The 17,633-nt window shown below is 49.7% G+C and carries 16 protein-coding genes; 2 read left to right on the forward strand and 14 right to left on the reverse strand.

The genetic code is table 11. The features are described 5' to 3' along the window. Positions 1 to 15 precede the first annotated feature (15 nt). Positions 16 to 966 (reverse strand): hypothetical protein, encoded by a 951-nt coding sequence (locus OEY64_04105; GenBank protein MDH5542130.1) that lies wholly within the window; start codon positions 964 to 966, stop codon positions 16 to 18. A gap of 363 nt (positions 967 to 1,329) precedes the next feature. Between OEY64_04105 and OEY64_04110 the strand changes: the two genes are divergently transcribed. Both OEY64_04110 and OEY64_04115 read left to right on the forward strand, forming a co-directional pair. Beyond that, positions 1,330 to 2,394, forward strand: coding sequence for an efflux RND transporter periplasmic adaptor subunit (locus tag OEY64_04110; protein MDH5542131.1), 1,065 nt, complete (start codon positions 1,330 to 1,332; stop codon positions 2,392 to 2,394). After that, positions 2,391 to 5,510, forward strand: coding sequence for an efflux RND transporter permease subunit (locus OEY64_04115; protein ID MDH5542132.1), 3,120 nt, complete (start codon positions 2,391 to 2,393; stop codon positions 5,508 to 5,510). Before OEY64_04110 ends, OEY64_04115 begins: the two co-directional genes overlap by 4 nt. Positions 5,511 to 5,571: 61 nt before the next feature. Here the strand turns inward: OEY64_04115 and murJ are convergent, their stop codons facing one another. From murJ to OEY64_04180, 13 genes are all read right to left on the reverse strand, one after another. Further along, positions 5,572 to 7,143, reverse strand: coding sequence for a murein biosynthesis integral membrane protein MurJ (gene murJ / locus OEY64_04120; protein ID MDH5542133.1), 1,572 nt, complete (start codon positions 7,141 to 7,143; stop codon positions 5,572 to 5,574). Then, on the reverse strand, positions 7,144 to 8,955 hold the full coding sequence (gene ptsP, locus OEY64_04125) for a phosphoenolpyruvate--protein phosphotransferase (GenBank protein MDH5542134.1): 1,812 nt from the start codon (positions 8,953 to 8,955) through the stop codon (positions 7,144 to 7,146). Continuing rightward, positions 8,939 to 9,220 (reverse strand): HPr family phosphocarrier protein, encoded by a 282-nt coding sequence (locus OEY64_04130; GenBank protein MDH5542135.1) that lies wholly within the window; start codon positions 9,218 to 9,220, stop codon positions 8,939 to 8,941. Before OEY64_04130 ends, ptsP begins: the two co-directional genes overlap by 17 nt. After that, positions 9,195 to 9,620: a hypothetical protein gene (locus OEY64_04135; GenBank protein MDH5542136.1), complete on the reverse strand. Its 426-nt coding sequence runs from the start codon at positions 9,618 to 9,620 to the stop codon at positions 9,195 to 9,197. Before OEY64_04135 ends, OEY64_04130 begins: the two co-directional genes overlap by 26 nt. Positions 9,621 to 9,636: 16 nt before the next feature. Next, the gene (locus OEY64_04140) at positions 9,637 to 10,098 is read right to left on the reverse strand and encodes a PTS sugar transporter subunit IIA (GenBank protein ID MDH5542137.1); all 462 of its coding nucleotides are present in this window, start codon (positions 10,096 to 10,098) and stop codon (positions 9,637 to 9,639) included. Positions 10,099 to 10,122: 24 nt separating this feature from the next. Further along, a complete protein-coding gene (gene raiA, locus OEY64_04145) occupies positions 10,123 to 10,620 on the reverse strand; it encodes a ribosome-associated translation inhibitor RaiA (protein MDH5542138.1) in 498 nt (165 codons plus the stop codon). Positions 10,621 to 10,644: 24 nt separating this feature from the next. Continuing rightward, a complete protein-coding gene (locus OEY64_04150; protein MDH5542139.1) occupies positions 10,645 to 11,124 on the reverse strand; it encodes a hypothetical protein in 480 nt (159 codons plus the stop codon). Beyond that, complete coding sequence (locus OEY64_04155) at positions 11,012 to 12,124, reverse strand: hypothetical protein (protein MDH5542140.1); 1,113 nt, start codon at positions 12,122 to 12,124, stop codon at positions 11,012 to 11,014. Before OEY64_04155 ends, OEY64_04150 begins: the two co-directional genes overlap by 113 nt. A gap of 13 nt (positions 12,125 to 12,137) precedes the next feature. Next, positions 12,138 to 12,863, reverse strand: a complete 726-nt coding sequence (lptB, locus tag OEY64_04160) for an LPS export ABC transporter ATP-binding protein (protein ID MDH5542141.1) — start codon at positions 12,861 to 12,863, stop codon at positions 12,138 to 12,140. Between the two features lie 58 nt (positions 12,864 to 12,921). Continuing rightward, a complete protein-coding gene (gene lptC / locus OEY64_04165) occupies positions 12,922 to 14,106 on the reverse strand; it encodes an LPS export ABC transporter periplasmic protein LptC (GenBank protein ID MDH5542142.1) in 1,185 nt (394 codons plus the stop codon). Continuing rightward, positions 14,103 to 14,555: a tRNA (adenosine(37)-N6)-threonylcarbamoyltransferase complex ATPase subunit type 1 TsaE gene (gene tsaE, locus OEY64_04170; GenBank protein ID MDH5542143.1), complete on the reverse strand. Its 453-nt coding sequence runs from the start codon at positions 14,553 to 14,555 to the stop codon at positions 14,103 to 14,105. Before tsaE ends, lptC begins: the two co-directional genes overlap by 4 nt. Before the next feature lie 40 nt (positions 14,556 to 14,595). After that, positions 14,596 to 15,744, reverse strand: a complete 1,149-nt coding sequence (locus OEY64_04175) for a tetratricopeptide repeat protein (protein MDH5542144.1) — start codon at positions 15,742 to 15,744, stop codon at positions 14,596 to 14,598. 119 nt (positions 15,745 to 15,863) lie between these two features. Further along, positions 15,864 to 17,540, reverse strand: coding sequence for an ATP-binding protein (locus OEY64_04180; GenBank protein MDH5542145.1), 1,677 nt, complete (start codon positions 17,538 to 17,540; stop codon positions 15,864 to 15,866). Between the last annotated feature and the right edge of the window lie 93 nt (positions 17,541 to 17,633).

Genomic DNA, 17,633 nt, shown 5'->3' on the forward strand with positions numbered 1-17,633 from the left:
CCGCCGCCTTTCCTGTTATTCCGTATGCGACTCCCATATGTGACGCCAGACCGACATAAGGTTTCCAATCGCATCGGCAAATATCTCTCTCGTATGCCTTTTCAGCGCGGCTTTGTCCATAACCTCGGGGTTGCCCACTGGAAATATCTCCTCCCCCCTCTTCTTGCTTTTAATGCAAACGTCTATCATGAAATCCATAAGCCCGTTTTTCGGAATATCCTTGACGACTATGATCTTCCCCTTTTTACAGTCCTTGAACGTGAATGTAACATCAGGTGAAAGCTCCGTCGGTTCTGCCGCATGTTTTTCGTCCGCCGGCTCGATGATCTTTTCCAAAACAGCCACCGGTTTCACCGCGTCGTCCCATATTCCTTCTACCTCCGCGTGTGAACTGCTCTTCATGTATTTCCCTTTCGGCTTCGCCGTTCCTTTCCTGCGGCTCGGGTCTTGATCCTTCCCTTCATTCGGAGGGTCGTCCCTCAGGTCGCAATGCATCGGCACATGCGCGTCCGTGACGTAATGGCTTATCAGCATGTAGAGATACATCATCTGGCGTAATTCGAACTGGTCGTTAAAATCGCGGAGCTTCCCCATGTGCGCTATCACACGCGCCAGGTGGTCCACATGATATGGAAGCGCCCCGCCAAACCGGTAATAAAGGGTTCCGTCCAATTCAAATTTATCCTTTTCCTTCAGGTTGTGCCCCGGAAAATCCTTGTCGGTAAAAAGTTTGAAAATGTGGTTCGGGTCGTTATCGGCAAGAATGTCGTCCGGTGCCCATGTCGCCTCGCGTAAAAAAGATTCGTAATACCTCATTATCCGTTGCCGCTTTGTCGACTCCCTTCTCTCTCTGCTTTTGCTTGTTCCTGAGAGATGCCTCCCCGTCACGGTACGGATGTTATCCACACTCTGCCTGGTAAGGTCTATCGCCTTCGCCGCGATATAGATATGGGTATCGTGTTTCATTTCCCCCTCCTTGAAAATTCAGGTTATAAGAAGCCCCCTTGTTGCTCGACGATCCTTGCGATATGAATTTTATCACTTGAATTACGTTTTTCAAAACGGAGAATACCGGCACAATTTTCACGCAGAGAAGGGGAATGAACCGAGGCTCCTTTTTTCAACTCCGACCCGGCAAATATCGAAAACAGCACCACTCATGAGACAGCGGACAACTATGGCGACCGGATAAAACCGGACGGCCCGTGGCATTCCACAACAGGCGAGTGGGAGTTTTTCTCCCCCTTTTTGTTTCGATCCGGATTATCATTACAGAATCGTGCGATTTTTGTTTTATAATTGCGGTGAGATTGGGAGATTTACAGGTTGATGAAAACCGGCAACATTTGTTTTATGCTTCTGCTGTCGATCGCGTTTGCCTCATGTGGAGGAGGATCTTCGTCCGACCCCTTCGGCAAGGGGAAACAGGATGAGGCGAACCTCGTTGAAATAGTCACCGTCCAGAAAACCGCGCTCTCACACAAGGTAACCAGAACAGGAACCCTTTCCGCCCGCCGCATCACCATGCTCTACAACCAGGAGCAGGGGCGCATCGACGCGGTGAAAGTGTACGAAGGGGATAGAGTGAAGAAGGGGGATATACTCGTAAAACTTGACGACAGGCGTTTGCGGGCCTCCCTTGCCCAGGCTGTGGCCGAAAGAAAAAAGGGGGAGGCGGATTATAAAAGGATCGGCAAACTCGCCAAAAACAACATCACGACAAAGGAAAAAATACTCGAGCTGGAGACGATCCGCGACGTCGCGAAAGCGGCTGAACAAATGGCCCGCATCCGTGTTGACGATACCGAGATCCGCGCGCCGTATGACGGGATAATCACGGTCCGCAACGCCGAACCGGGAGTGGTGGCGCCTGTCCATACCCATCTTATTACCATCCTCGACAGGAACTCGCTCTATTCCGAGGTAACGGTAAGCGAACTTTCGATGCCTCTCCTTGCCGTCGGAAACGAGGTTGAAGTCATGATAGACGCTATCCCGGACAGACCGATTCCGGGCGTTATCTCGCGAATCCATCCGACGATAGACCCGAACACGAGGCTTGGCAAGGTGGAGGTGGCGTTGACGAACATACCGGAAGCGGCGACCGCAGGCCAGCTTTGCAGAGTAACTATCCAAACACCGCAAACCGAAAGGACCGTCATCCCGTTCGCCGCGATGCGGAGGGATTCGGAAGGAACCTACGTTTACATCGTGAATAATGAGGTCGTAGAACGGCAGCCTGTCCGCCCCGGCCTCCGGTTTGAAGATCTGGTAGAGATACTCGAAGGGCTTGAACCTGACCAGCAGATAGTTTCGAAGGGATTCCTCGGCCTCGGCGCCGGGAAGAAGGTGGTAACTCGGATTCCTTCGGAGTCGGTGGAAAAACCGAGATGACCCAGCCCCTCCCTGCAACAGCGCAGAAGGGCCGTTCCGGTGGATTGGCCTCCTGGTCCATCAGCCACCCGATAGGCGTAAGCATGATAGCCCTCGCCTTCGCCGTTATAGGGCTGTTCAATTTCTACGCGCTCTCGGTTGACCTCCTCCCGCACATCATCTACCCGAATATACGTGTGCGCATTTCAGATCCCGGCGTGGCGGCAAAGATCATGGAAGACGACATTACCCGTCAGCTGGAAGAGCAGCTGGCGATTACCGAGGATGCCATCTCCGTCCTGTCGCGCACTAGCGAAGGGAATTCATCGGTGGATCTCTCTTTCGAGTACGGCAAGGATATAGATATCGCTCTTCGTGACGCAAGCACCCGGCTCGACCGCGCAAAAAGATTTTTCCCGGATACGATTCTCCCGCCGACGATCTACAAGCTCGATCCATCGCAGATCCCGGTTTACGAACTCGTTGTCGCATCCGAAACCCGCGATCCGGTGGCCCTTCGCGACTGGATAGACTACGTTTTCTCCAAATGGTTCCTGAACCTTCCGGGGGTCGCCGCAGTGGAAGTCGGCGGTGGGAGGGAACGCGAAATACAGGTGCTCCCCGACCGATACCGCCTCGAACAGCTCGGACTGGAGGTATCATCCATCTCCGATATGCTCGCTGAGGCGAATGTTGAATCTGCGGGTGGGCGAATTGAAACCGCGATGCGGGAATATATCAGCCGCACCGCGGGGAGATTCAGTTCGCTAGAAGAGCTGGCGCAATTCCCCATCCCGTTGCCTGCCGGGGGGACGGTGCATCTTTCGGAAGTTGCGGAAATCATCGACGGCCACAAGGATGAGCGGATACGGGTGCGCCTGAACAGCAAACCGGGGGTAAAGGTCGCGATCCAGAAACAGCCTACTTCAAACACGGTGCTGGTAGCCGACAACGTGGAGGAACGTCTGGCGTGGTTGAACAGCCAGAGGCTGATACCGGAGGATATCACCATCCAGAAAGTATCCGATCAGTCGCTTTACATCAGGGACGCCTTAAGCAACGCCAGCTCGGCGGTTACCGGCGGAGCATTGCTTGCCATGATCGTCGTATGGCTCTTCCTTGGCGATCTCCGCCGTACGCTTATCATCGGCACCGCCATTCCTCTAGCAGTGCTCGTTACATTTTCACTTATGGGAATGGCGGGACTGACCCTGAACATAATGACGCTTGGAGGGCTTGCCCTCGGGGTTGGAATGGTCGTCGACGGTGCGATAGTAATAATGGAGAATATCTTCCGTCATCAGCGTGAAGGGCTTGTCGGCCCTGTTGCAGGGAAAGAGGCTGCTGGCGAGGTCAACTCCGCGATAGTCGCCTCCACATCCACCAGCCTGGCGGCTGTTGTGCCGTTCCTTTTCATTTCAGGCCTGGTAGGACTGATGTTCCGCGAACTGATAATTACCGTTATCTCCTCACTTATAGCATCGGTGGTGGTCGCGCTCACGCTCACCCCGGCTCTTGCGGTTCATGTAAGCTCCATCAAATCGGGGCGGGTGCGTCTTTTTACCGACAAATATCTCCATATCGCCCAAACATATTACGCCGGTTTTCTTTCCAACCTCCTTGAGCACAAAAGAAGGCAGAACATCATTCTGGGAACGCTTATACTGCTTCTTGCCTTATCTTTGTATTTTCTTTTGGGCGGAAGACAGCTCTTTCTCCCCTCCCTTGACGACGGGCGAATCCAGATAAATATCAGCGCCGATGCCGGTATCCCTCTTGAAGACATGAACGCCACCGTGACGCGTCTGGAAAAATTGTTTTCCACCGAGCCGGAAGTGATGTCGGTATTCTCAACGATCGGCGGGAGCATATTTGGACGATCCCAGCGCGAAACAGCAAATCGGTCGAGCATCTCGATTGAACTGGTGCCGCTTACCAAGCGCAATCTGTCGAGCGAAGAGTGGATTCGCGGAATACAGAAGAAGATAGATGAAATGGGGATGGCCGGAATAAAAGTACATATGCGCTCCGGCAACATTCGAGGGATGCGAATGGGTGGGGGTGATGACGACGTGACGCTCCGTATCGTCGGAATGGATATTTCGCGCATGGAAGCGCTTGCCGAGGAGGTAGTTCAACGCCTGAAGAAATCCGCCGTTCTCAGGAATGTTACCCATTCCTCCGAGGAAAAGCGCGAGGAGCTTGCAATAGACATCGACCGTGAACGGCTCGCTGAATACGGCCTTACCGTCAAGCGTCTTGCGCGCGAAATGAGGCTTGCGCTCGACGGGGAAACGCCGACTGACTTTATCGACGGGGACAGGAAGATCGAGATTCGGATACGTCTACCGAGGTCGAATGCCGACACTGTTGGCGAGCTTGAATCTCTCCCTATAGGGAAGAGCGCGGATGGGCGGGATACGATTTACCTAAGCGATGTGGCGAAGGTCTCGCTTGCATCCACCCCGGCGGAGATACTTCGGGATAACCAGCGGCGCGTAGTTGAGGTTACGGCATCCATAAACGCGGACATTTCCATCTCCGAAGCGACGGAGGACGTCTGGCAGCGCCTCGCGGACCTCCCTCTCCCGGATGGGTACGGTATATACGATGCCGGTATGGTGGAGACAATGCAGGAAGGGAGCAGTACCGTACATTGGCTGTTGGGTCTGGCCCTTTTTCTGGTACTGGTTGTCATGGCGGTGCAGTACGAATCGATGCGTAACCCGTTTATTATCCTGCTCGCGGTTCCCTTTACCCTCCCAGGGGTAGCGATAGCGCTCGGTGTGATAAGTATGCCCATTTCCATGCCGGTCTGGCTTGGTTTGATCATGCTTGCCGGTATCGTGGTAAATAACGCGATCGTTCTTATAGAATTCGTGGAAATCCTTCGGGGAGAGGGGATGGAAAAACGGCAGGCGATCATCGAAGCAGGCAGGGTGCGTCTGCGTCCGATCCTTATGACTACCATGACAACGGTTTGCGGACTCCTCCCGCTCGGCATCGGACTTGGTCAGGGAGCCGAGCTGCTTCGCCCTCTTGCCGTTACGATAATCGGCGGCCTCACATTTTCAATGCTCATTACACTGGTACTGATCCCGATCTACTACAACATGCTCGGCAAAACGGCACAATAAAGGATCTATCGGATATCACTGGCGATAAAAGGCAAAGGCCGTAATCCAGTGAACAAGGTTCTCAGCTCTTGGACTCTATTTTCCTCAGCTTGGTCCTTATCGAATTTACTATATCCGTAAGCTCTTCCATCCTCATCATCCATACTGCCGCAAAATAGACTGCGACAGCGGTTGTTATGGAGAGTATGAGCCCTAAAACAGTGTAGCCCCTTTGGAAGAAAATTTCCCATCCGCCGTACAGAACAGCGGCCATCAAGAGCGAGGCGAGGGTTAAAAGCACGAAACTGCGGAACATCCTCGCGCCATCAATCTCCCCAAGCCGTCCTCGAAGCAGGAAGATGAGAGTAACCAGATTTACGAAGGAAGCTATTGAAGTAGCCAGCGCAAGACCGCCATGCTGAAGGGGTCCCATCAGCAACAGATTGAAGACAATATTCACCACCATCGCTACGCTTGCAACCTTAACCGGGGTCTTCGTATCCCCAAGCGCGTAAAAGGCGGAGACGAAGATCTTCACACCCACAAATCCTAAAAGCCCGGCGCTGTAATACCCTACTGCTATTCCCGTATTCAGTGTGCTGACGGAATCGAACTCGCCGCGTTCGAAAAGTATATTCACGATAGGATCGCGGAGAACCACAAGCCCGACAGTAGACGGAACAACAAGCATCATGATGGCGCGAAACGACCTGGATATTGTTTCGGTCATTTTTGCCGGATTGTTGTCGGCGGCCTGGAATGAGAGCGCCGGCAAAAGAGCGGTGCTCATCGCGATACCGAACACACCAAGCGGAAACTGCACGAGCCTGTTGCCGTAATAGAGGTATGAGACGGAACCTTCCTTGAGGAGCGATGCCAGCACGGTGTCGATGAACATATTGATCTCAGCCACGGCAACGCCGAACAGTGCCGGTATTGTAAGCATGAATACCTTGCGCAACAGTTCCGAGCGCAGATCGAAAACCGGGCTGAAAATAAATCCATGTTTAATGGCATATGGGATCTGGATGGCAAGCTGAAGCACGCCCCCTATCAGCACCCCGGCGACAAGCGCGAATACAGGGAGATCAAACGACTCGCGAAGATAAATTGCACAGATAATTATCGAAGCGTTCAGCATCACCGGGGAAGCGGCGGGCGATGCAAAATGGTCGAGAGTGTTCAATATCCCCATAAGCACAGCGGCGAGGGAAATAAAAACGAGGTACGGAAAGAGGAGCCTTGTCATCTGAACGGTAAGCCGGAATTTCTCCTCCTCGTCGGTGAATCCAATCGCTATAACCTTCAGCAGTTCGGGGGTAAAAACAATTCCAAGAGTAACGATGAGCACAAGGATGAGCGTCATGACGGCAAGGAGATTGTTGGCCAGGCGGAACGCCTCCACCCTGTTCTTCTGAAGCGTTTTCGCAAATACGGGGATGAATGCCGCGGAGAGAGCCCCTTCCGCTGTCAGCCTTCTCAACAGATTCGGTATCCTGAACGCAATGAAAAATGAATCTGCTATTGAGCCGGCGCCGAAATAATTGGCTATGACCATATCCCTGACGAAGCCGAATACACGGCTTACCAGCGTGAAGAATGAAACGACAAAGGCGGCCCTGAACATCGACCTGCCCGGTTTTGGCTTGTTCACCTAGTCGAAAACGCCTTTTCCAAAGTCCTCCGCGCCAACTTCCGAGATGAGACCGTCTTCCAATAGCGGAGAGAGTTTATTGACCAGGTATTTCCTGATGTCCTTTATCCGGCTCATCTGCATGATCTTCGCGACGTCGTTCCTTGCGTCTTCCGATGAGATAGACCTTAGGAACTTCTTCACCTTCGGGATGGAGTGCGATTCCATTGAAAGGTCGTCCACCTTCCCCATCCCCGTGAGGAGATACGAATAGACAGGGTCCGCGCTCATCTGTCCGCATACGCTGACGGGGATATTGCTTTCATTCGCAGAGCGGATAATTATCTGCAGAGTCCTTATCACGGCCGGGTGGAGCGGCTCGTATATCATGGCGACCTTTTCGTTCCCCCTGTCAACGGCGAGAAGATACTGGATGAGATCGTTTGTCCCGATAGAGACAAAATCCACATACTGGGCGAAATGCCCGAGTGTAAGCGCGACCGAGGGTACCTCCACCATAATTCCGACCTTGATCGACTCGTCGAAGGGTATCTTCTGTTTTCTAAGAGCCTTCTTCTCCTTTTCGAGAATCTGGTTTGCCTGCATCACCTCTTCAACGCCGCTTATCATCGGATACATGATCCTTAGCTTGCCGTAATGCGAGGCCCGCAGGATCGCCCGAAGCTGAGTCGTGAACACCTGCTTATAGGTAAGACAATACCTGATGGCGCGAAGGCCCAGTGCCGGATTTGCCTCTATCTCTTCATCCCAGCTAACCGGCACCTTGTCGCCGCCTATATCAAGGGTCCTTATGACCGCGTGATGGGGGGATATCTCCTCAGCAACTTTCTTGTATTCCTGGAACTGCTCTTCATCCGTGGGGAAATTCCCCCGGTTCAAGAAGAGATATTCCGACCTGAAGAGGCCAATCCCTTCAGCTCCATGCTCGATGGAAGATTTGACATCCTGCGACGATTCAACGTTCCCCTTAAGGAAAACCCTAACGCCGTCTTTTGTTTCCGCGGCAAGCCCGGCCTCCTCGGATTCGAGTTTCTGGTCGAAGTAGAGATAATCCTGCCTTCTTTTATTGTAAAACTGAAAACTCTTCTCCGTAGGGTGCAGGTGGAGGCGCCCGGAAAAAGCGTCGATTATCACCGTATCCCCTGCCTGCACGAACCGGGTAATTTTCTGTACCCCAACCAGCGCTGGGATATGGAGCGAAGAAGCGATGATACCGGTATGCGAAGTCTTTCCACCAACTTCAGTTACGAAGCCGAGAATATTGGAGGAGGTCAGCCTGATGGCATCGAAAGGGGAAAGTTCGTGGGCTACGACTACAACCGGCTCCTGAATGCTGTCGATGTCGTCATTTTCAAGGCCTGTCATGGTCTGAAGAACACTATTTATTACACCTTCAAAATCCCTTAGCCGGTCACGGTAAAAAGGATCCTTGATGGCCTTGAATCTTACAGTGAGCTTGTCGTATGTATACTTCAAAGCCCACTCCCCGTTTACTTTCTCCTTTTCGATCATCTCCCTGGTTGCGTCAATGATAGAAGGATCTTCGAGGAGCTGTATCTGGGGATGAAGAATATAGCTGAGATTATTAGTCATGCTCTTCACGTTGTTCTTGACGGTTTCGAGCATCCTTTTTTTTGTAGCATCAATGGCGCTATCGAAACGCTGTATTTCTTCCTTCACCTTTTGAGCTGAAATTTCCTGTTTTATGATGCAGAGGTGAAACCTGTTGAGAACGAATATCTTGCCGATAGCTATTCCGGGCGAGGCGACAATGCCCTTGAAAACCTTGCTTTGATCAGTTTTTTTCGACATTGTCCATATCCATATATTCCATGAGGGTTTTCAGTGCGTACTCTTCATCCTCACCCTCCGTTTCAATGATTATCCTGGATCCGGGCAAAATTCCAAGCGAAAGTATGCTCATGATATCTTTGCCGTCCCCTGTCATTTTCCGGTCGCCGTTTTCAACAGCTATTGAAATTTTCGATTTAAAGGATTCCCCAAGTCTGGAAAAACCGTAGGCGACCCTTGCATGCATCCCCAGCGGATTGTTAATTACTACTTTTGCTCTTTGCATCGCCTGATTTCAGGAAATCCGAGGCCAGGTAAATATTTTCCTTGCCGTATTCCTTTAGCTTTTTGGCCATGGTATTCAGGTCGTGGGTCTTCTGCAAAGAAACCGCTTTCACCAGAATCGGAAGGTTTACGCCCGAAATTATTTCAATTTTCATATCATTGCAAAGGGACATGCAGATATTCGAAGGGGAACCTCCATAAAGGTCGGTCAGCACAAGAACGCCCATGCCGTCATCTTCCGAGCGGATAGCCTCTTTGACCATTGCCCTGGCATCACCTACGTCAACGTTATGATCGAGCGCGACGGCTGTCATGGCGCCCTCGTTCCCGGTAATGAACATCGCGGTAGCAAGAAGCTCATGCGCAAGATTGCCATGCGCGCATATTACAACACCTACCATATGGCCCCCAATAAAGTTATAGCGACTGCTCGGCTTTTTCTATCGCGCCCAGGATAGCTTCGGGCATTTCAATAGCCAGCAAACTCTTGCAAAAACCTCCTATCCTGGTAAGCCTTGATATCCTGGCGAGGAGTTTGAGATGCTTTCCCGCCTCTCCGCTCGGCGCAAGCAGAAGAAATAAATAATGAACCTTTTTCTGATCCAGAGAATCGAAATCTATCCCCTTTCGGGAGATGGCAAAGGCGGCGATCATCCCGTCAAGGTCGTCGCTTTTGGCATGGGGGATGGCTATGTTCTCACCTATCCCCGTGCTACCGAGCCGTTCCCTTTCCATCAATATCGCGACGAACTTCTCGACGTCGGGAACTTTCCCCGCGGAATGAAGCTTCCGCACGATCTCGCGCAATACGTCTTCTTTTGTGTCCGAAGCAAGATCCGTTATGACCACTTCGGGCGATAGCAGATCGCAAAGCCTCATGTTCGTTTCAAATCCATCATGTCTCTATGCTTCCATGATGGCAATGAGGCCGTCCGAACGATAATACGCGACTTTCATCTTTTCGCTTTCGGGGGACTTGTAGACAAGCGCAAGCTTGTTTGAGTCGATAATTTCCTGAATTGCCTCATCGTCGGACATTTGCGGAGCGTTTTCCGAGCTCTCCCTGATGATCTCCCGCGCAACATCGGCTTCTGAATCCTTATCCTTAGCGTGGTGATCCTTTATCTTTTCCTTGAATTTCTTTGCCTGTCTTGCAATTTTATCCATCACCTTGTCGATAGAGGCGTACATGTCTTCGCTCTCCTCAACTCCTTTAAGGTGCAGGTTTTTTGCCGTGACGGAAACCTCGGCGCGCTGCTGGAACTTTTTGTCCACAGCCAAAGTCATATGAACTTTTACGTTTCCGTCCAGGTACTTGTTCAAAACAGAGACCTTTTCGAGTGCGTAACTCTTCAAAGGCTGAGTTACTTCAATTTTTCTACCCTGTATGTTGACGAGCATGCGATTCTCCCATTATGTGAAAAGTTAATATATTCTTTTTCGCTTGGATGCGGGGGGTATACCTAGCTCCTTGCGGTATTTGGTCACCGTACGACGCGCGATTTTCACGTCGCGAGATTGCAACAATTCAACAACCTTGTCGTCGGTAGCCGGTTTTTTTTCATCTTCTTCCATAACAATTTTTTTAATCATCTCCTTTACTCTAACGGACGAAACAGTATTGCCTAGATATGAGCCAATGCCGCTATGAAAGAAAAACTTTAACTCAAAAATCCCCTGGTGTGTATGAATATATTTATTGCGTGTTACACGGCTCACGGTCGACTCGTGCATTTCGATATCATCGGCAACATCCTTCAAAACCAGGGGGCGTAAATGGGAAATGCCGTTTTCAAGGAAACCTTCCTGGAACTTCACGAGGGATCTGCCAACCTTGAGGAGCGTCTGCCTGCGCTGTTCGATGCTTTTTATGAGCCAAATGGCGGACTGGAATTTGGTCTCCACGAACTCCTTCTCTTTTTCGGCATTTTCGCCGTTTGACCCGTTCTCCGGGGCCTGGCTCCCTTTGGTTTTCAATATCTTTATAAAAATTGTTTATCTTAAGCCTCGGCATACCGTCATCGTTCAGGTATACCTGCCATTCGTTATCCACCTTTACGATATAAAGATCCGGTTCCACATACTCCGGCTTCTCCGATCCGAAGGATGAACCGGGAGCCGGATCAAGAGTCCTGATAAATTCAATAGCCTCCATCAACCTTTCTATGTCGACTCCGAGGTCCTTTGCTATTCTTGGATAATTCCTCTCCGCAATGTGATCAAGGTGTTTCATTATCAAATCCCGAATTACCGGATCGTCAGGTTCCAGCGCCTCGGCCTGAAGCATCAGGGACTCCTTGATATCAGCCGCGCCTACCCCGGTCGGATCAAAATTCTTGATCACCTCAAGGACTTCAGCGACCTCCTCCACGGTTACCCCTATCTCCTCGGCAATCTGGGCCAGGTCGGTTTTAAAGAAACCGTCGTCGTCAATATCCGCGATGATAACCTGTCCTATCTCATTCTTATGCGGATCGACTATCGTCACGTTCAACTGCCACAAGAGATGGTCATGGAGGGAAACGGAATTTCGAAGGGTGTTCTCCAGCGAGGGTCTGTCGTTATACCCCTCACCCGTTCCCCCCTGGTATGCCTCCTCCTCAAGGAAGGATTCCCAATCAACATCATCGGAGGATTTTTCCTCCTTTTTCTTTACCAGTTCCTCTTCTTCAAAACCGGTATCTTTCGGGACGGCTTCCGGGTCTGAAGGCTCTAGCCCTGCTTCCGGCTCCAGCTTCTGGATTTCCTCCTCGGTGCTCTCCTCAAGGAACGGATTCTCATCCAGCTCCTGCCTGATAGTCTCAACCAGCTCCATCCTCGTGAGAGGGAGGAGCTTGATCGCCTGCTGCATCGCAGGGGTCATTATCAGTCTCTGCGACATCTTTGCGGCAAGTTTCAATTTCATAATATTCTTCCGTTTATCTCATGGAGAAATTTGATCCCAGGTAGACTTTTCTGGCTTCCTCGGATTCAACTATCTTTTTCGGGGAGCCGCTCTCAATAATGGCCCCTTCACTCATAATATAACCTCTGTCGACAATTTCCAGAGTCTCATGCACGTTGTGATCTGTAATAAGCACACCAATACCTTTTTGCCTCAGTTCCATGATTATCGACTGGATCTCCATAACAGCTATAGGATCAACCCCCGCAAAAGGCTCGTCAAGGAGGAGAAAGGCGGGGGAGATGGCAAGGCTCCGGCTGATTTCGAGCCTGCGGCGTTCACCGCCGGAAAGTGCAGATGCCATTGAATCGACCAAGTGGGCGATATTCAAGTCATCCAGCAATTCCAGCGCTCTTTTCTCCCTATCTTGGCGGGTTAACGGCAGCATTTCAAGAATCGCAAGCACATTTTCCAGCACCGTCAATTTGCGGAAAATGGACGGCTCCTGTGAGAGATAGCCAATCCCCTCCCTTGACCGCTTGTACATAGGCAATTTTGTAATGTCAACATCATCCAAATATACAGAGCCTGTTTCCGGCCTCAAAAGCCCAACTACCATATAAAACGTGGTTGTCTTGCCGGCTCCATTTGGACCGAGCAAACCGACAACTTCGCCCTGATTTATCTCGATATCAACACTATTAACTACTTTTTTTCCGCGGAAACTCTTTGTAAGACTTTTAGCCCGCAATACGCGCAAGTAACTTCCTCCTAAAAAAGCCCATGGAGGGTTAATGTCTCATAACTTTACAACTTAATTACTGCTTCTGAGGGGTTAACAGCATTTTCGCCCTTTTACCACTGCCCCCGCTAATAATTATATCGTCTTTGTCATAAAAGTATATTATTTTCTCCCCTTTGATGTCATCCTCGTCTTCCTTCAAGGTAGCGTTGCCCGAAACAACCACTTTTTTCTCCTTGGAGAAGAGCTCTGTAACATCTCCCGTTATTCTTCTCTTTTCAGTAACGATAATCACGTTCCCCCTCGCGGTCACCTTTTCCAGCTCTTCTCCCCCCTCGCCGGATAAAGCCTCTATTTCATCGGAATTTATATGGACCTCATCCACGCCCTTGCTCCCCTTGTTCTCCACTTTTTGCACGATCATGGCATTCCCCGATACGAACATCTTTTTCGGCGATTTAAAGAATTCTCCGTAGTCTCCGGTAACAGTTCTATCTTCAGTAACGATCACCACGTTGCCCTTTGCGGTAACCCTGTCCATCTCCTTGCTACCCTCGTCGGCAAAGGCCTGTATTTCATCGGAATTTATTTCCACATCCTCAGCGGGCTTATCCCCCCTCTTGCCACCCTTTTGGAGAACCTTCGCGTTTCCGGTCACAACCGCCTTTTTCGGTGAATTGAAAAATTCTCCCCGGTTTCCGGTGATGGTGCTCAGACTGGAAGTTGCGCGTACCGACTCAAGCACAACAACATCTTCCGTCTTCAGATTCATGATCATCCCTTTACCCAATACAGTAAGATCGTCTCGCACCAGCGTCACTTTTTCGCTGGTAGTCAGCAGCTTCAATTCGGAAGCCCAGTCAAAACGTTCCGACTCCAACTGGAACGGTCTTTCAGATTTCACAACCACATTCCCTGAAAATACCGCGTCGTTTGTTTTATTTTGCAGAAATCCTGTCTCGGAAGTTAGATTTATCGGCGGCTGCCCGGATGGATGAAAAACGACCTCAAGTTTACTTAACTCAACATGTCTGTCGCTTATTTGAGCCTCAACAGCGCGCACCTGTAATAATTCGCCATCCTTGTTCTTTTCGGTGATAGTTATGTTCTCCATTTTGCTTTTCAATCCGCTTTTTTTTCCAACTTCGGTTTTGTGGTTACTAGCGGTTTTATCGGCAAACATGCCGGAAGAGAACCAGAACAGATAGGAAATGATCGCCGCCAGGACAAGTATCTTCAGCACCTTACTAAATATTTTCATAACAGGTTCCGCTGTTCCAATACAAATTCATCGTCCGAAGTTATCAAAATCTCCCTGCGGTCGCCGTCGCCAATAGTGATATCGGCCACAATTTTTCTTCCGGGCATGAAATCGCAAAATTCCTTTGGCCACTCCACAATACAGATGCCCTTCCCCCAATAGTCATTCAAACCGAGTTCCTCAATATCTGCCTGGTCGTCAACCCTGTAAAAATCGAAATGATGTACACGAGGAACTCCAGGATAAATATTCAGAACTGTATAGGATGGCGATTTGACGCCGGAATATCCTTCGCCTCGCAAGCCATGCAATATCCCTTTTGCCATGGTTGTTTTGCCGGCGCCCAACTCCCCTTTTAGCAGGATAATATCCCCCTCTTTGAGAATGGAAGCAAGATGTCGACCGGTATCCTCGGTCTCTTCTTCGCTTTGGCTCGAATAACTAAATATTTTTGACGTAATCCCGCCCGATGGAACCTGGAAAAAAGGGCTAGAAACTCATATTAACGGATTCAACCTGCTTTTTAAGCTCCATCGCCTCTTTGAATTCCGGATCCAGCTTTAATGCTCTGTTCAACATATCAAGAGACTCGTCATATTTTTTTGCTTCAAACAGCGCTTTTGCCAGGTTGAAGTGCAGTGCTTCATCTTTCGGCGCCACGGCAAGAGCTTTTCGATACTCCGCGATCGCTTCGTTATATCGCCCCTTCTTTCTGAGCGCTATACCAAGACGGTTGTAGACGCTGAGATTTTTCGGATCCGAAGCTAGAGACTGCTTGAACGCCGTAGCGGCCTGGTCCTCCATCCCCGCATCCATGAACGCTTCTCCAATCTCGGCAGAAAGACGGTCATCATTCCCGGCCTGTCTCAAGGCGACCTTGAAGGCGATTTGCGCTTTTGCCTTATCGCCATGCTTCAGATGGATTTTACCGATATTTTTCTGGCGAACAGGGTTGTTCGGACTGATCTTAGCCGCTTTTTCCAGAGCTTTCAGAGCCTCATCCGTTCTACCCTGTTTCTCCAACAAAGTGGAAAGCCCTTCATGCCCCTTGATAAACAGCGGATTGACCTGATTCGCTTTTTTGAACATGTCCTCTGCCCTACCGGTATCCCCTTTTTCGGCAAGAACATTCCCCAAGGCAACCATCAACCGCGCTGACTTTGGAAATTTCTGCAACCCCTTTGCGTACACCTCTACCGCCTTGTCGTACAGTTTTTTTTCTGTGAAAGCCTTGCCTACGTTTATCGCGATCTCGATCGGATGCGGTTTTGCGCGTTTTTCAAGGACTTCCTGCATCTTGTTTTCAAATATATTGAACACAAAAGGCTTGATAATGTACCCGTCAACAAGGCTTTCCGCCGCGTGAGCTATCTGCTCTTCGGTTATTTCCGCGGTTATCATCAGAATAGGCACGCTTCTATTGTCCTCATCCGCTCTTATGGATCTTAAAAGGTCCATACCGCTTAATTTCGGCATGTTCCAGTCGGTAACTACAAAATCGATTTTCTCCGACCTGATTTTTTGAAGGGCTTCTTCCCCATTTGAGGCTTCAGCAACGTTTTCAATCCCCATTTGCCTCAGCATGCCCCGTATGGTCCTTCGCATGTTGCTCATATCGTCCGCAACCAGGACTTTCATATTTTTATTTATGACGGTACTCATCCCATAGATACTAGCACAAAGATATATTGCCGAGAATTTTTTTGTGACTAATTTTTTCGAGCTAAAGCATTTTCGGCAATAAGAGAGAATATCACCTACCGATTCAACGTGAAATAGAAGATGGAACCGATTTCAGGGGCGTCCTCAACCCATATTTCCCCACCATGGGCATCCATCGCCATTTTACAGAATGTTAGGCCAAGACCTGTACTGTACTTGCTTCTTCTCTGGTCACCCTTCACCTGTCCGAATTTCATGAATATTATCTCCTTGAACTCCTCGGGGACGCCCGGCCCTTCATCCTGCACCCCGACCCGTATTTTATTTGGGCCGATATCCTCGACACGAATTGTGATCTTTCCACCGTCAGGAGTGTAATTATTGGCGTTGGTAACCAGATTTGCCAGAACCCTTGAAATAATGGAAGCATCCAACTTTGCTATAAAATTGGAGCCGGTTTCCTGCATAACAATTCGCTTGTTATCCATCTTCATCAGGCCATCCATCATTTCTATCTTCTTTTTCGCAATATCCCGCATATCGATACTGCTGTAATTAAGGTGGAACTTCCCTTCTTCCATCCTGTTTACGTCCAGGATATCCATGACCATTCCCTGCAGATTGTCGATCCCGGCCCTGGCTATAAGAAGAGTGTCCTTTTCAAAGTCCTTAAGTTCAGCCTCTTCTAGGAGGCTCAGGTTTGCCATTACCTCACCGATAGGGCCCTTTAGATCATGCACCAGCATGCTTACAAGATTGTTTTTAAGCTCTTCCAGCTTCTTAAGTTCCTTATTAGCGATCCGAAGCTTCTCACGCTCCAAGCGAACGCTATCCACCAATAGCGCGTTATCCATGGTCACCGCTATTCTGTCAAGAAAACTCCCAAGCGCTACTTCGTCTTCCCTTTTAAATAACCCCGATTCCTTGTCAGTTATATTGAACACTCCGAGCAGTTTGTCCTCGCTGATTATTGGAAAAGAGAGGAAAGGGTCCCTTTTATATTCCGATGACTTCTGAAAATCAAATTCCTCAACATTCGAGAGGTCGCCGACGTTTAACGGCCTTTTATTTCTAGCGACCCAAGAGACTACCGAGATATCGTTCAGCGGAACCCTTACGCCGACCAGTTCCCTTCTGGAGTTTGCGACTATTTCGAGTTCATCCGCCTTCTCGTCAACTATGAGTATTGATCCCCTTCCAGCCTCAAAATGCTTTAGAACTATACCGAGACAGATATCGAGCTTCTGCTGTAAATCAAGAGATGGCGCAGATAGAACATGCGCGACCTCCATCGCGCTTTCAAGTTCACGGAGACGGGCCGATTCATCGGTTCCCGAGAATGTTTTAGACGCCAGCGCCCCGATCATATCCTCAAACATTTCAGGTATACCGGCCGATTTGGGAAGTATTCCGTTTACTTTCCCCTTTACCTGACTCTCCATTATTTTTCCGGTATCGTCCGGATAGCAAACGGCGACTATTTCAACTCCCGGCATCTCCCTCCGGACATAGGACATAACCTCAAGTGGATCATCAAAGGAAATATAAAGATCAACCAGCAGGATATTTATCGACGGCGCCCCTTCCTTAAAGCACGCCTTAACTGTTTCGATATCCCCAGCGACTCCGACGGTATACCCAAATTTAGACAGGAAAGCAGAGGATGAGTCGTTGAATTCGTTATCTTCGGAAACGATGAGAATACGGGTAGATTTGGTTATCTTCCCGGATACCCCTCTCTTTTTCCTTTCTGATTCCACTTTGTCTGCCAAAGTCACTCATCCCCATCAGGTTGTTTCAATCTGGATATCTCTCCTACATCTTCAATAGTCATTCTACGCCAATTAACTAATCGTCATAACTGA

It is taken from the genome of Nitrospinota bacterium (assembly GCA_029881495.1).
Lineage (GTDB): Bacteria > Nitrospinota_A > UBA7883 > JACRGQ01 > JACRGQ01 > JAOUMJ01.

Excerpts from the sequence above, each read along its gene's own strand:
- raiA (MDH5542138.1), bottom strand. The coding sequence starts at position 10,620 with ATGCTCGTCAACATACAGGGTAGAAAAATTGAAGTAACTCAGCCTTTG.
- OEY64_04110 (MDH5542131.1), top strand. The coding sequence starts at position 1,330 with ATGAAAACCGGCAACATTTGTTTTATGCTTCTGCTGTCGATCGCGTTT.
- OEY64_04115 (MDH5542132.1), top strand. The coding sequence starts at position 2,391 with ATGACCCAGCCCCTCCCTGCAACAGCGCAGAAGGGCCGTTCCGGTGGA.
- OEY64_04130 (MDH5542135.1), bottom strand. The coding sequence starts at position 9,220 with ATGCAAAGAGCAAAAGTAGTAATTAACAATCCGCTGGGGATGCATGCA.
- OEY64_04105 (MDH5542130.1), bottom strand. The coding sequence starts at position 966 with ATGAAACACGATACCCATATCTATATCGCGGCGAAGGCGATAGACCTT.
- lptC (MDH5542142.1), bottom strand. The coding sequence starts at position 14,106 with ATGAAAATATTTAGTAAGGTGCTGAAGATACTTGTCCTGGCGGCGATC.
- OEY64_04175 (MDH5542144.1), bottom strand. The coding sequence starts at position 15,744 with ATGAAAGTCCTGGTTGCGGACGATATGAGCAACATGCGAAGGACCATA.
- OEY64_04155 (MDH5542140.1), bottom strand. The coding sequence starts at position 12,124 with ATGAAATTGAAACTTGCCGCAAAGATGTCGCAGAGACTGATAATGACC.
- OEY64_04135 (MDH5542136.1), bottom strand. The coding sequence starts at position 9,620 with ATGGTAGGTGTTGTAATATGCGCGCATGGCAATCTTGCGCATGAGCTT.
- OEY64_04140 (MDH5542137.1), bottom strand. The coding sequence starts at position 10,098 with ATGAGGCTTTGCGATCTGCTATCGCCCGAAGTGGTCATAACGGATCTT.
- ptsP (MDH5542134.1), bottom strand. The coding sequence starts at position 8,955 with ATGTCGAAAAAAACTGATCAAAGCAAGGTTTTCAAGGGCATTGTCGCC.